Below are 11959 nucleotides of genomic sequence, written 5' to 3'. Positions count from 1 at the left end.
TTTCTCTGCGAATTTAGTAAGCTGATAGAGATAGAGTAGTATCGCGGAGAAGCAGATGCTAAGCGGGCATCAATGAATTAACGTCCGGTAGGGTATGCAGTAGACCGGCAAGTGATGGCGTAATTTTGCTATTCAAATTTAACATTGGGCGTGATGATTTCGGACGGACATCATTTTGGTCGGTATTCGTACAAAAGGAGATTAACAATGAAGAGACTTCTAGGTGGCATTATTGCGCTTTTCATGTGCATCCCACTAGCCGCATCAGCGGAGTTCGTCGGAATATCTAAAGACGACTTCAAGGTGCACTATCGCAAGCAGAATGACCCCTTGTGGTGTTGGGCATCAAGCGCTGAGATGGTTCTTTCTTATGAGGGCGTCAACTTGCCCCAGGAAAGGATTGTTGAGCGAGTGAAAGGGGTTGTGGTCAGCGGCACAGGCAGCCCCGGTGAAATGATCAATGCAACCAATGGTATCTTCACTGACGTAAATGGCAAGAGATCGGTTGTCTCAGGGCAACTCATTTTTGGGGCACCGTTGCCTACAGTTCTCTATAACCAGCTCAAACAAAATAAACCCGTAATCCTTACCTATCAGGCTAGCCCCCAGTTCGGCCATGCTGTTGTACTAACTGGAATTGATGCAATTGTTTCAGATACTGGAATCCAGATACTTAAGTTCTATATATTCGATCCTTTTGCATATCGGATGAGGCCAAATCCCTGGGGAGGCGTTACTTACGATTTTGATGACTCCCTCTCGTACAAAGAATATGCTCCGCAGACAACCCCATTCGGCATCGCGATTCCTGCCGGTTTGGTCACTGGTGTCATTCTTGTTAACGGCACAAACCCATGATATCCAACTATTCAGCCAACTGGACCTTGCGCATAAAGCTGTATAAGGCAGCCTACCTCAAATAGTTGAGGGTCAGCTTTTTAAGAATCTCACCATCCACAAAGGGTTGTTGGAAGATATTGATGCAGGGATGCTATAGGACAAGAACGGTCAGATGGAAAGGTTTTCACTCAGCATGCATATAAAACGTCGAGCCCTGGGTTGCCTACTGTCATGTTTGCTGCTTTGCGTAGCGTTCTCGGCTGCAGTGTGGTGTCTCGGAGCTCCAAATCGCTTATCCCTGCTTCCTCCGCAGCTAGAAGTACAGAAGGTTCTGTACACAGAGACTAACTCTTGGGGTTTTGGCCCCGGAGGAAATGAGACGGGAGTCATCTTGTATGAGCTTCCTTCGCATATGTCCCACAAAAATCCAAGCGACTTAGTACCTGAACTGACATGGGAGGCAACTCCCTTGCATGGTCATCGCGAGTGGTTTGAGGGAGAAGGGGCTTCTCGTACAAAACCAGGGCCTTTACTTGACAATTACTTAAATCAGTATGGCTTTGGTATTCCAATCAAAGCTGAGGTTGCAAGCGTGATCAACCGTGCGGTCTCCGCACAGGGTAGTTGGTATGCTTACTCCGAGCGTGGGATCATCGTGCTTATACCGTTAATCAATCGGGTTGCATTTATTTACGCCGGATAATGTTACGCTCAACTTGCATATCTGGTCTTAACGAGTAACATCTTCCAAGACGTAGTAACTAGAGAGCAAAGAACATGTCAAAAATATTCGCAGGATTAGGGTCTGGCTTAATTATCGGTGCCATGTCTGGCAACCTACCGTCTTTTCAATTTTGGTGTTTTGTTGCTGGCGTAGCATTGTTAAATATCGCACTCACCAGAGCGAAGAAAATTTAGTTAATTCTGACTGGTAGTCATTGGATAATTTGCAGACATCCAACAAAATGCACACCCCGAATAACCACATGCTCCATATTAAGGCTACCAAGAACAACACAATCTTGCACTGAAAGATATTATTCACAACCAGCTAAGTTGCCATCCAATAATACTCAGGAAAAGAAAATGCAAGAAATAACCGCATTGCTCAGCATCGGGTCTGCACTTTTTATTGGCGCAATCAGCCCAGGGCCAAGCTTTGTGATGGTGGCGAAAACGGCGGTGACATCCGGCCGTATCAATGGTCTTTGCACCGCGCTTGGCATGGGCCTGGGTGGTTTTGTCTTTGCCGCGCTGTCATTGCTTGGCCTGAATGGCTTGCTGCTGGCCGTGCCAGCGCTTTATCTATTTCTCAAGATTGCTGGTGGTTTATATCTGGCCTATCTGGGACTGAAAATCTGGCATGGTGCAAAACAAGCACTCGCCATGCCCACGGATGGCAATGTATCGACGGATAGTAGTTACCTGAACAGTGCTATTACCGGCGCCACTACCCAGCTGAGCAATCCCAAAACCGCGATTGTTTATGCCAGTGTTTTTGCCACATTCCTGCCCGCCCTCCCCTCTGTCAGCTTCAGCAGCGCTATTGTCCTGCTGGTTTTTGCCATCGAGGCTGGATGGTATTCCCTCTTCGCGTTAGCGCTTTCGTCCGAAGCACCACGCAAGCAATACTTGCGCTACAAAACAGCGATGGATCGTGTGGCGGGCGGGGTGATGATGGTGCTGGGACTGAAGCTTGCGACAGCGGCTGGGCGCTGAGTTCCGCACAGCGGGCAGAATGCTTTGCTGTGCATGACCGCGACTGTTTGGTGAGTAAACAATTGACGAGATCATTTCCATGCCCGCAACACAAATCCTGAACCAGCTGCACTACAAGCATTGGGCTGACCAGCGCACGCTGGCTGCCATCGACCAGATCGATGCACAGGCCTTTCCTGCAGAGCTGGCCGTTGCACGCCAGCAGCTGAACCACCTGGTGCGGGTGGAGGAAGTATTCCGGGCGCGGCTGATGGAAATGCCCGAGCCGCACACCAGTAGCAACTCGGACAACGTGCCTGAGCTGGAGGAACTGGGCAGGCGTCTGTCAGATGCCAATGACTGGCTGCAGGCTTACGCGGAATCGCTGTCTCCCGCAAAGCTGGGTGAAAAAATTTACTTCCGCTTTCTCGATGGGCAAAGTGGCTCGATGAGCCGTGAAGAGATTCTGTTCCATCTGGTGAATCACGGCACCTACCACCGTGGTGCCATCGGCCACGCTCTGGATATGGCCGGTGGGCTGCGCCCGGCCGACACTTATACGGTATTTATCCATGCCACCGAGCCTGAGCGCCGAGGGCACAAGCAAGGTGAAGGTATGGGGGTGTAACCGGGTAGACACCACAAAAAAGCCGCCACAAGGCGGCTTGCACCTGAAGACAAGAGTCATTCGAGGGAATCTCGCGCACCTCGGTACGATAAGCGCCATCAAACGGGTCATAGTCTCGCCAGTTGCCACTGAATACATGGCGATACACCTTGCGGAAATTCTCATCCAGCCAGCGCTCCACCGAGCCGCCATCACCATGCGCAGACAAGCCCAGCGAGGCTGCGCCGGGGGGGGGTTACCGCAAATGGTCGGTATTGCTGGGGGCTTGTTCTGGGTCGAAATGACGCTGGCCCTCGCTTTCATTCGGCCATAGCTGGTTCAGGAATACGCGTGCCCTGGTCCGCGCGGACTGTCTGGCCTCAACCAGTGGCGGAGACCAGTACACGCCGTAAATGTGTGGCTTGCTGGATACCCGCCTGTCCATTGCCAGCATTGCCGTGCAGTCTGGCTATCCGAATAGCGCCAATTTCAATCGCCAGTTCCGTAGCCTCAAGCACATGACACCGCTGCAGTATCGCAAGGCATGCACCGCATCCCCAGCAGCAGGCCGCATTCTCTGGCTCAGGACAAGCCTGGTTAAACCACGGCCTGGCCGCCTATGACAGGGTAAGTAAGGCTGTGACCAGATCGCACAGTTTGGGGCTGTTGCGGCTTGGCTCGGGCATGACCAGAAAGTAAGCCTGCTCGCCGGTGTGCAAGTCGGCAAAGGGCATCACCAGCTCTCCGCTGGCAAGCTTGTCCTGCGCCAGGCGCGGGTCTCCCAGGGCAATGCCGTAGCCCAGTGCCGCCGCACCAATGGCTGACTCCAGCGAATCAAACACCACATGCCGCGCCGCCATGGTGCCGGTGCCATATTGCTGCCACCAGTATTGCCACTCTTGCTGGCTGGCATCGGCATGGATCAGGCACTGGTGCTGCAAATCGGCCGGGACGCGTAATGTCAGGGCCATCTCTGGCCGGCACATCGGGGTGAGATGCTCGGCAAACAGCCGTGCTGCATGCAGCCCATGCCACTGGCCATTGCCCCTGACCAGCATGGCGTCCAGGTCTGACCGGGAGAAATCAGGGGTATCGCTGATCGAGGTACTGATGTCGATGCGGATGCCGGGCAACAGCTGCTGCAAGCTATCCAATCGTGGCAAAAACCAGCGCAGTGCCAAGGTGGAAGGCAGGCGCAGGCGAATGCTTTGCTGCTGCTGACTGGCAAAGCGGGAAAAAGCCGCTAAATCGGCAAGCGCCCGCGTAGCAATCTGTTGTAGCTGTTCGCCTTCGGGGCTCAAGTGCATGCCGGTCGCGCTACGCTGAAACAACACCACCTGATAATGCTGCTCCAGCTGCTGAATCTGCCGGCTGACCGCTCCCTGGGTGCGATACAACTGGGCCGCCGCCCGCGACAGGCTGCCCAGCTGCGCCACCGCGACAAATGCTTGCAAACCCATGGTGGAAGGCAGGGGCTTGGTCAACGCGTCAAGCGGGTATGCATCGGCTGCATACCCCTGTTCAGAATTTGTCGATTTTCGGTTCATGGGCAAATGGCTAAGGTGGCGGTACACACCAAGCAAGGAACACACTAATGTCCAGTATCGATCCGGCTCAGTACGCAGCAAAGCTGACAGACTACCTGCGTGAACTTGAAAAGAGCAATGTGGATGGCGTGGTCGCGCTGTTTGCACCGCAGGCCACCATCTATTCGCCCCTGCTGGGCTGGGTCAGTCCGGCATCCTTTTACCGCAAGCTGGCGGATGCATCCGGCCGCAGCAAGATCACCCTGCTCGACCTGTTCCACAGCAGTAGCGGCAGCCGCCGTGCCACCGCCTATTTTCGCTATGACTGGGTCTTGAAAGACCAAAGTACCGTCAGTTTTGATTGTGTCGATGTGTTTGACTTCGATGCTGCGGGCCTGATCGAAAAACTGGTCATTATCTACGATACCCACACCATCCGTGCCGATCTGGGCGACCGCTTCAGCCGGGAATGAGCGCACCACTCAGTGAGGCAACACGAGGCAGCAGGAGCGCCGCCCGCAGCAGAGCTTCAGGCCTCTGCGCCAACCTAGCCATGTTCGCCCTACTCAAGCCATGGGTACCGTCAGCAACACGCGTCGCCCCCTCCCGGCCGTGACAGCTCCGCAGGCAAAGCGCCGCTCAGCCCCCTGCCAGCTGGCGGCGCAACCTGGGCGCAGCAAAGTCCAGGAAGGCCCGTAGTTTGATTGGCAACCTGCCCTGCCCGGCATACAGCAAGCTTACCGGCCACGGTGCCGGCTCGAAATCCGCCAGCACAATCTGCACCCGGCCAGCCTGGCGTGCCGGTTCGCATTGGTAGGACAGTACGCGGGTAAGGCCTAGTCCACCGCAGGCTGCATCCAGCGCTGCTTCTGCGCCATTGACGATCAGTCGCGGCTTGATAGGTAGCAGCGATACAGCCTCGCCCCGATAAAAAGGCCAAGCCTGGGTGCCCGCCAGACTTTCATAACTGATGCAATCGTGCACGGCGATATCTTCAGGCAGGGCCGGCACACCACGCTCTGCAAGATATTCGGGACAGGCGCACACCACCTGGCGGACTTCACCCACGCGGCTGGCCACCATGCTGCTATCCGGCAGTGGGCCAATACGCACGGCCAGGTCGATATGCTCCTCCAACAGGTGCGATACCCGGTCGCTCAGCAGCAGGCGGACATTGATGGCGGGGAAAGCCTTGAGGAACTCCACCACTACTGGGGTGACATGCAGCCGGCCAAATACCACGGGCGCCGTGATGACCAGATCACCCTTCGGCGCTGCATATTCGCCGATTGCGGCACGCTCGGTTTCGTTCACGTCATCGAGAATGCGCCGACACGATTCCACATAGCTGCGGCCGGCATCGGTCAGCGCGATATGGCGCGTGGAGCGTTGCAAAAGCTGCACACCCAGATGTGCTTCGAGGTCTGCCACCTTGCGGCTGACCGTAGCCAGCGGCAGCGAAAGCCGGCGCGCCGCCGCCGAAAAACCACCGGCATCCACCACGGCCACCAGTAGCGTCATTGCTTCTAATCGATCAGCCATATTCTCAATTTTTGGGATAGTTATTTCAAATTTTAACCAATTATCAGCAAATTAAAAGATAAGTATGCTTCGAGGTGTCGCAACTCACCACCTGAACGGAGCCCCGCTATGTCGCACCTCTACACCCCCGCCACCATCGCTGACGCCCCTGCCGCCTCGCAAGCGCTGCTGGAAGCAGTCAACAAGCAGTTTGGCATCGTCCCGAACCTGTTCCGCCTGGTAGCAAACAGCCCGCAAGCCCTGGAAGGTTATCTCGCGCTATCCGGCGCACTGGGCCGTGGCACCCTACCGGCACAGACTCGCGAACGCATCGCCCTGGCCGTGGCCGAAATCAACCGCTGCACCTATTGCCTGTCGGCCCATAGCTACCTGGGCAAGAACCTCGCCAAACTGGACGATGCCGAAATCCTGGCCAACCGCCGTGGCACGTCAACCGATGCCAAGGCTGATGCTGCGGTACGCTTCGCGGCCCAGGTAGCACGCGAACGCGGCCATGTCGGTGCTGCCTTGCTGCAGGCCATCAAGGAAGCCGGTTATGACGATGCACAAATCATCGAAATCGTGCTGCATGTCGCACTCAATACCTGGACCAACTACATTAACTCGGTAGCCGCAACAGACATCGACTTTCCCCTAGTACAGCCTCTGACTGCCTGACCCCCAGCCCCGGCCCACGCCGGGGCCATCGCCAAGGAGCCACACATGAGCCGCCCGCCTTTACCGCCATTCGATTCCACCAGTGCAGCCCAGAAAGTCCGGCTGGCAGAAGACGCATGGAACAGCCGCGACCCCGCCCGCATTGCACTCGCCTATACGCCCGACAGCCAATGGCGCAACCGCAATGAATTCATACAGGGCCGGGAAGAAATCGAAGCCTTTCTTAGCCGCAAGTGGCAGCGCGAACAGGACTACCGGCTGATCAAGGAACTATGGGCCTTTACCGATCACCGCATTGCGGTGCGCTTTGCCTACGAATGGCATGACCAAGCGGGCCAGTGGTACCGATCTTACGGCAATGAGAACTGGGAATTTGACGAACACGGCTTAATGGCCATGCGCCACGCCAGCATCAACGACCTGGCCATTACTGAATCCATGCGGCTGTTCCACTGGGCCAGGGCCGACGGCCAGACGAGCACCCCTCGCTATCAGCGCTGGGGCTATAGACAAGCCCCCAGTCAGCGATGCCCCTTCAAACCGGGGTCACCGCCATGCGCACCCGTGCATGCCAAAAACCGGCAGCACACCAGCATGGGCATGCTCAACGATAGCCCCAGGACGGGCGCAAGCATCCCGGATCGACGTTGAAACAGTGATAGCGAGTCAAGCTACGAACAGGCCGGGATAGCAGACAAGACGAAGGGGGCCGCCGCCCCCTTTTTTCGTTTGGCGAAAGCTCGGCCTGAGCGACCGGTCAGAATAGCTAGCAATAACAACCGGTTTACGCAGAATTGCGGACATGCTCCGGTGTGGCGCGTATTCAGGTTTTTCCGCCCGACCAAGTCGGCCACCAATCCTCCCCGCCGGCCCCGCCCTTTCACACAAGAAGTAGCCTTTACATACAAAAAACAGACTAGGCGAATGAGGCGAGTTAATTTATGATAATGATTCTCATTTACATAATCTGCTTCATGAAACCTGCATCTGTCTTATCCACCTCCCTCTTGCTCCTGATCCCTCTGACCGCCAAAGCCGATGATGCTGTTACGCTGGATACGGTTTCAGTCAGCGCCAGTATCGATAACAACCCGCAGCACAGTTACCAGAGCCGCACCACCAGCGTGGCCGGCTATGCCCAAAGCAGCCTGGACACTCCGCAGGCCGTGCAAAGCGTCACCCCGCAAACCCTGGCTGACAAACAGGTGAAAACCCTGGCCGAGGCCGTCAGTACGGTGAGTGGCATTGTGGAAAGCAACACGCTGGCCGGGATACAGGATAGCTTCACCCGTCGCGGCTTTGGTGAGCGTAACGATGGCAGCATTCTGCGTGATGGCGTGCGCTCTTATCTGATGAGCAATTTCGACGCCACGACGGAATCGGTAGAAGTGCTGAAAGGCCCGGCCTCCTTGCTATACGGTATTCAGGAGCCAGGCGGGGTCATCAATGTCATCAGTAAAAAACCGGAAAACACGCCCCAAACCACTCTCAGCGGGCAAAGCAGCAGCTTTGGTGGCGGCTCGGTCACGCTGGACACGACCGGCCCCATTGGCGACTCCAACCTTGCCTATCGCCTGATTGCCGACAAGCAGGACACCGACTACTGGCGCAACTTTGGCAGTACCAAGCGCACCATGATTGCACCATCCCTGGCCTGGAATGATGAGCGCAACAAGCTGCTGCTGTCCTACCAGTACACGGATTTTTCCATGCCCTGGGATCGCGGTACGGTGTTTTACAATGGCAAGCCGCTGAATGTGCCCCGCGAGACACGGCTGGGTGATTTGCTGGATGTGGCCCAAGGCAGGACACAGGCGGCCACCGCCAGCTATGGCCGGGTATTGAACAGCCAATGGACACTGGATACCCAGCTCGCCTGGAATGAAATCAGCTACAGCAACTACGAAACCCGCGCCACAGCCTACAATGCGCGTACTGGCGTGCTAACCCGCAGGCTGGATGGCAATGTGGTCAACAACAGCACGCTGGCCCTGTCCAGCAAGTTGCAAGGCGATATTTCCATTCTGGGGCAGAACCACAAACCGGTAATCGGGCTGGATATCACCCAGTTTCGCGAGCAGCGTTCGGACACCTTCCGCGGCAGTGCCAGCAGCCTGACCCAATTGAATGTCAACAATCCGGTGTATGGCCGTGTTAGCAGCGCCAATACCACATTGAGCGCCAGCCAGAGCGACAACCGTAGCACCATCAATACCCAATCCCTGCTGCTGATGGACAACTGGGCGCTATCACCGGCATGGCGCACCACCTACGGTCTGCGTTATCAGCATTACCAGCAGGAAGATGGCGTAGGGCGACCTTATGTGGTGAGTGATCGTAGCGATGGCTACACCGCCCTGCCGCAGTTCGGCCTGATCTACACACTGACGCCCCACTGGTCGCTCTACGGTAGTTACAGCACATCGTTCCAGCCTAATGCGGCGAGCGATGGCCAAAGCTTTGCCCCGGAACGCGGGATATCGCACGAAGCAGGTATCAAGCTGGAAGACCACGGCATCAGTGCTACTGCCGCCGTATTCCATATCGAGAAAACCAATGTGGTGGCCACCGATACCGACGGCATCGACAAAGCCATGGGCAAGGTACGCTCGCAGGGGGTAGAACTGGATGTCAGCGGTGAAATCACCAAAAAACTGTCGCTCACCCTGGCCTTGGCCTACACCAATGCCATCGTCACCAGTGATCCGGTTTATGCCGGCAAGCAGCTGTACAACGTGCCAAAGCGCAGCGGCAGCATCAATCTGGCCTACGATCTGGGCAATGATGTGTTTGGCAACCACTGGCGCATAGGCGGCGGTACCCGCTACGTGGGCGAGCGTCAGGGGGATGCGGCCAACTCCTTCCAGCTGCCGTCTTACACCGTGACCGATGCCTTCATCGCCTGGCAAACCCGCCTGCGTGGCAAAAAGCTGGAAATCCAGGCCAATCTGAAAAACGTATTCGACAAAACCTACTACGCCTCCAGTACCGGCACCACCACCACGAGCAGCAGCGGCAGCGTATCCACCGTGCGTCTGGGCGACCCACGCGAGCTACTGGTCAAGGCCAGCCTCACCTTCTGACTTGCAGTTCTTGCTAGCGGAGCGGGCTCTGGTCAGGCGGCTAGGCCAGCACCCGCTCCGTCGATACCGCCAGCCCCTACCCGCCAGCGCCTTAACACAGGCTGCGCGGGCTGTTGACGAGGGCCTCCTGACTGATCTGGACAATCTATGAAACGCATCATCATCCTGCTACACCGCTACCTGGGCCTGGCTGCAGCGCTGTTTGCCATCGTGCTGGGCTGTAGCGGCAGCCTGTTGGTATTTCGCCAGGAACTACAGCCAACCATTCCCGCACAGACCCTGCCAGCGCAGAGCTCCCCGGCCAACTACCAAGCCGGCTACGACACCATCCGCGCGCTTCATCCACAAGGTGAGGTCACGCTGCGGCTAGCCGATAGCAGGCAGGACGCCATCGAGGCCCGGATACGCATGCCAGGCCACGAAGACAACACGCTATGGCTGGACCCGGTCAGCGGAAATATCTTGCCAGTTACCAACAGCACTACAGATGGCTGGCGCTGGCTGCATTCTCTGCATGAGCGCCTGCTACTCAGTGAGGGCAAGACATGGGTGGGCGTGGTGGGCGTGGTTATCTTGCTGATACTGCTAAGCGGCATCATTCACTGGTGGCCAAAAAACTGGTCAAAGGCCTGGCGAGTGCGCAGCGACAAAGGCTTGGCCATATTGATTGGCGACCTGCACCGCTGCGCCGGTGCGGCCATGCTGCTGCTGTTGTTGCTTAGTACACTCAGTGGCTTGGTCCTGGCGTTCAATCAACCCATCCGCAACTGGCTGACTCCGGCCGGCCACGGCAAGGCGGGAAAACAACGGCTGATCAAGGCCGATGCGCCACGCTTGCCACTGGACAGGCTGGTCAGTGTCGCCCAGCGCCAGCTGCCCCAAGGCCGGCTGACCAGCATCAGCATCAGTGCCCAGCCAGACAAGCCAGTGACATTGCGCCTGCGCCTGCCGGGGGAGCTACACCCCAATGGCAGTACCCTGCTCAGCCTCGACCCCTATCACGCCACCCTGCTGAAACTGGAAAAAACGGAAGAGACCACGCCGTGGCGGCGGATTAGCAGCTGGGCACTGGTATTGCATGATGGGAGTATCGGCGGGCTGACACAACGTATATTGATGTGCGCCAGCGGACTGCTACTGATGTTGCTGGGCATTTCGGGTGTCTATCAATGGCTGGCACGTCGCAACAAGCGGCTCAGGCAGGCAAAAGCAGCCGTGTGAAGTGGCCGAGCACTGCCAGAACCCTGCGCCAAGCAGCAGGCAAGACCAAAAGCTGCCTGGACATCATCCAGGCTGCAAGTTGGTGAATCAAACCCCTGCTGATCAATCGTTACGGCAGCTCTGTCTTTCATATGGGGCGGAAGGCAAGCTAGACATCGCAAGCAGTGGCTGAAGACCGTCCATGAAAGCAAGGGCGACTCAAAGTGGCGGTCAAGGCGATGGAGCAGGTAGAGGAGAATGTGGCTAACGGCGTACGTGGTGCAGAACAGGCCAATGAGTCAATCACCTCCATTGAAAGCGGCAGCCAGCGTGCTGTGGTACTGGTGGATGCAATCACCAGCGCTATCAAGGAACACAGCATTACCACCACCAATATTGCGCAGCAGGTGGAAGGGATTGCACAAATGGCAGAAGAAAGCAGTGCCGCCGCCAGCAACACGGCTAACTCCGCTCTGCAGCTGGACAATTTGTCACGCCAGCTACAAGGCATTGTTGATGCCTACAAGATATGACCCCGGCGACTTGATGGACTGATTCCTCGCAATGCACAAAAACAATGCCGACGTTATCGCGTCGGTATTTTCAATCCAGGGTCATCTGCCCAAGGCAACGTCACCGATCAAAGCTGAAATGCCGACTTTGACTTTTTTAAACCGCTCGACGCCCCCCCACTTTCAGTAGCAGAGGGCTTTAGAGTCCGGGCTTAATTTACCTGATTTCTCAGCAAGTGATTCGGCATAGGCCGCTGGCGTCAAACCACCCAGTGCTTTCTTCGGCCTTTCATT

The 11959-nt window shown here is 56.5% G+C and carries 13 protein-coding genes and 1 pseudogene; 11 read left to right on the top strand and 3 right to left on the bottom strand.

The window, feature by feature from the left end:
* Positions 1-207 precede the first annotated feature (207 nt).
* The 4 genes from H2Z84_RS08650 (at position 208) to H2Z84_RS08635 (ending at position 3166) form a co-directional block, all read left to right on the top strand.
* A complete protein-coding gene (locus H2Z84_RS08650) occupies positions 208-858 on the top strand; it encodes a C39 family peptidase (protein WP_181835634.1) in 651 nt (216 codons plus the stop codon).
* A gap of 373 nt (positions 859-1231) precedes the next feature.
* Positions 1232-1543: a hypothetical protein gene (locus tag H2Z84_RS08645; protein ID WP_181835633.1), complete on the top strand. Its 312-nt coding sequence runs from the start codon at positions 1232-1234 to the stop codon at positions 1541-1543.
* A 383-nt stretch (positions 1544-1926) separates the two neighbouring features.
* Complete coding sequence (locus H2Z84_RS08640; protein WP_181835632.1) at positions 1927-2559, top strand: LysE family translocator; 633 nt, start codon at positions 1927-1929, stop codon at positions 2557-2559.
* A 79-nt stretch (positions 2560-2638) separates the two neighbouring features.
* The gene (locus tag H2Z84_RS08635) at positions 2639-3166 is read left to right on the top strand and encodes a DinB family protein (protein ID WP_181835631.1); all 528 of its coding nucleotides are present in this window, start codon (positions 2639-2641) and stop codon (positions 3164-3166) included.
* Here H2Z84_RS08635 and H2Z84_RS21525 read toward each other — a convergent pair.
* Positions 3105-3590 (bottom strand): annotated as a pseudogene (locus tag H2Z84_RS21525) (YbiU family protein). The gene H2Z84_RS08635 and the pseudogene H2Z84_RS21525 overlap by 62 nt on opposite strands.
* Between H2Z84_RS21525 and H2Z84_RS08625 the strand changes: the two are divergent.
* On the top strand, positions 3559-3768 hold the full coding sequence (locus H2Z84_RS08625) for a helix-turn-helix domain-containing protein (protein ID WP_220272756.1): 210 nt from the start codon (positions 3559-3561) through the stop codon (positions 3766-3768). The pseudogene H2Z84_RS21525 and the gene H2Z84_RS08625 overlap by 32 nt on opposite strands.
* Here H2Z84_RS08625 and H2Z84_RS08620 read toward each other — a convergent pair.
* Positions 3763-4629, bottom strand: a complete 867-nt coding sequence (locus tag H2Z84_RS08620; RefSeq protein ID WP_181835630.1) for a LysR substrate-binding domain-containing protein — start codon at positions 4627-4629, stop codon at positions 3763-3765. The two genes, H2Z84_RS08625 and H2Z84_RS08620, sit on opposite strands and share 6 nt — an antisense overlap.
* 110 nt (positions 4630-4739) lie before the next feature.
* On the opposite strand from H2Z84_RS08620, the gene H2Z84_RS08615 reads away from it, so the two are divergent.
* Complete coding sequence (locus H2Z84_RS08615; protein WP_181835629.1) at positions 4740-5144, top strand: nuclear transport factor 2 family protein; 405 nt, start codon at positions 4740-4742, stop codon at positions 5142-5144.
* Positions 5145-5310: 166 nt separating this feature from the next.
* On the opposite strand, the gene H2Z84_RS08610 is transcribed toward H2Z84_RS08615, so the two are convergent.
* Positions 5311-6213, bottom strand: a complete 903-nt coding sequence (locus H2Z84_RS08610) for a LysR family transcriptional regulator (RefSeq protein WP_220272755.1) — start codon at positions 6211-6213, stop codon at positions 5311-5313.
* 108 nt (positions 6214-6321) lie between these two features.
* Between H2Z84_RS08610 and H2Z84_RS08605 the strand changes: the two genes are divergently transcribed.
* The 5 genes from H2Z84_RS08605 (at position 6322) to H2Z84_RS08585 (ending at position 11686) form a co-directional block, all read left to right on the top strand.
* Positions 6322-6870, top strand: coding sequence for a carboxymuconolactone decarboxylase family protein (locus H2Z84_RS08605; RefSeq protein ID WP_181835628.1), 549 nt, complete (start codon positions 6322-6324; stop codon positions 6868-6870).
* Between the two features lie 45 nt (positions 6871-6915).
* The gene (locus tag H2Z84_RS08600; protein WP_220272754.1) at positions 6916-7521 is read left to right on the top strand and encodes a nuclear transport factor 2 family protein; all 606 of its coding nucleotides are present in this window, start codon (positions 6916-6918) and stop codon (positions 7519-7521) included.
* 323 nt (positions 7522-7844) lie between these two features.
* Positions 7845-9953 carry a TonB-dependent siderophore receptor gene (locus H2Z84_RS08595; protein ID WP_181835627.1) on the top strand — a complete coding sequence of 703 codons (2109 nt, stop codon included), beginning with the start codon at positions 7845-7847 and terminating at the stop codon, positions 9951-9953.
* A 147-nt stretch (positions 9954-10100) separates the two neighbouring features.
* A complete protein-coding gene (locus tag H2Z84_RS08590; RefSeq protein ID WP_181835626.1) occupies positions 10101-11174 on the top strand; it encodes a PepSY-associated TM helix domain-containing protein in 1074 nt (357 codons plus the stop codon).
* A gap of 203 nt (positions 11175-11377) precedes the next feature.
* Positions 11378-11686 (top strand): hypothetical protein, encoded by a 309-nt coding sequence (locus H2Z84_RS08585; protein WP_220272753.1) that lies wholly within the window; start codon positions 11378-11380, stop codon positions 11684-11686.
* Positions 11687-11959: the final 273 nt, after the last annotated feature.

Source organism: Aquitalea aquatica (assembly GCF_013911085.1).
Lineage (GTDB): Bacteria > Pseudomonadota > Gammaproteobacteria > Burkholderiales > Chromobacteriaceae > Aquitalea > Aquitalea aquatica.
This window is presented reverse-complemented; position numbering and strand designations above follow the sequence as displayed.

What these genes read in the sequence shown, in the direction of transcription:
- H2Z84_RS08600 (WP_220272754.1), top strand. Translation starts at nt 6,916, where the DNA reads ATGAGCCGCCCGCCTTTACCGCCATTCGATTCCACCAGTGCAGCCCAG.
- H2Z84_RS08615 (WP_181835629.1), top strand. Translation starts at nt 4,740, where the DNA reads ATGTCCAGTATCGATCCGGCTCAGTACGCAGCAAAGCTGACAGACTAC.
- H2Z84_RS08625 (WP_220272756.1), top strand. Translation starts at nt 3,559, where the DNA reads ATGTGTGGCTTGCTGGATACCCGCCTGTCCATTGCCAGCATTGCCGTG.
- H2Z84_RS08640 (WP_181835632.1), top strand. Translation starts at nt 1,927, where the DNA reads ATGCAAGAAATAACCGCATTGCTCAGCATCGGGTCTGCACTTTTTATT.
- H2Z84_RS08595 (WP_181835627.1), top strand. Translation starts at nt 7,845, where the DNA reads ATGAAACCTGCATCTGTCTTATCCACCTCCCTCTTGCTCCTGATCCCT.
- H2Z84_RS08590 (WP_181835626.1), top strand. Translation starts at nt 10,101, where the DNA reads ATGAAACGCATCATCATCCTGCTACACCGCTACCTGGGCCTGGCTGCA.
- H2Z84_RS08635 (WP_181835631.1), top strand. Translation starts at nt 2,639, where the DNA reads ATGCCCGCAACACAAATCCTGAACCAGCTGCACTACAAGCATTGGGCT.
- H2Z84_RS08650 (WP_181835634.1), top strand. Translation starts at nt 208, where the DNA reads ATGAAGAGACTTCTAGGTGGCATTATTGCGCTTTTCATGTGCATCCCA.
- H2Z84_RS08610 (WP_220272755.1), bottom strand. Translation starts at nt 6,213, where the DNA reads ATGGCTGATCGATTAGAAGCAATGACGCTACTGGTGGCCGTGGTGGAT.
- H2Z84_RS08605 (WP_181835628.1), top strand. Translation starts at nt 6,322, where the DNA reads ATGTCGCACCTCTACACCCCCGCCACCATCGCTGACGCCCCTGCCGCC.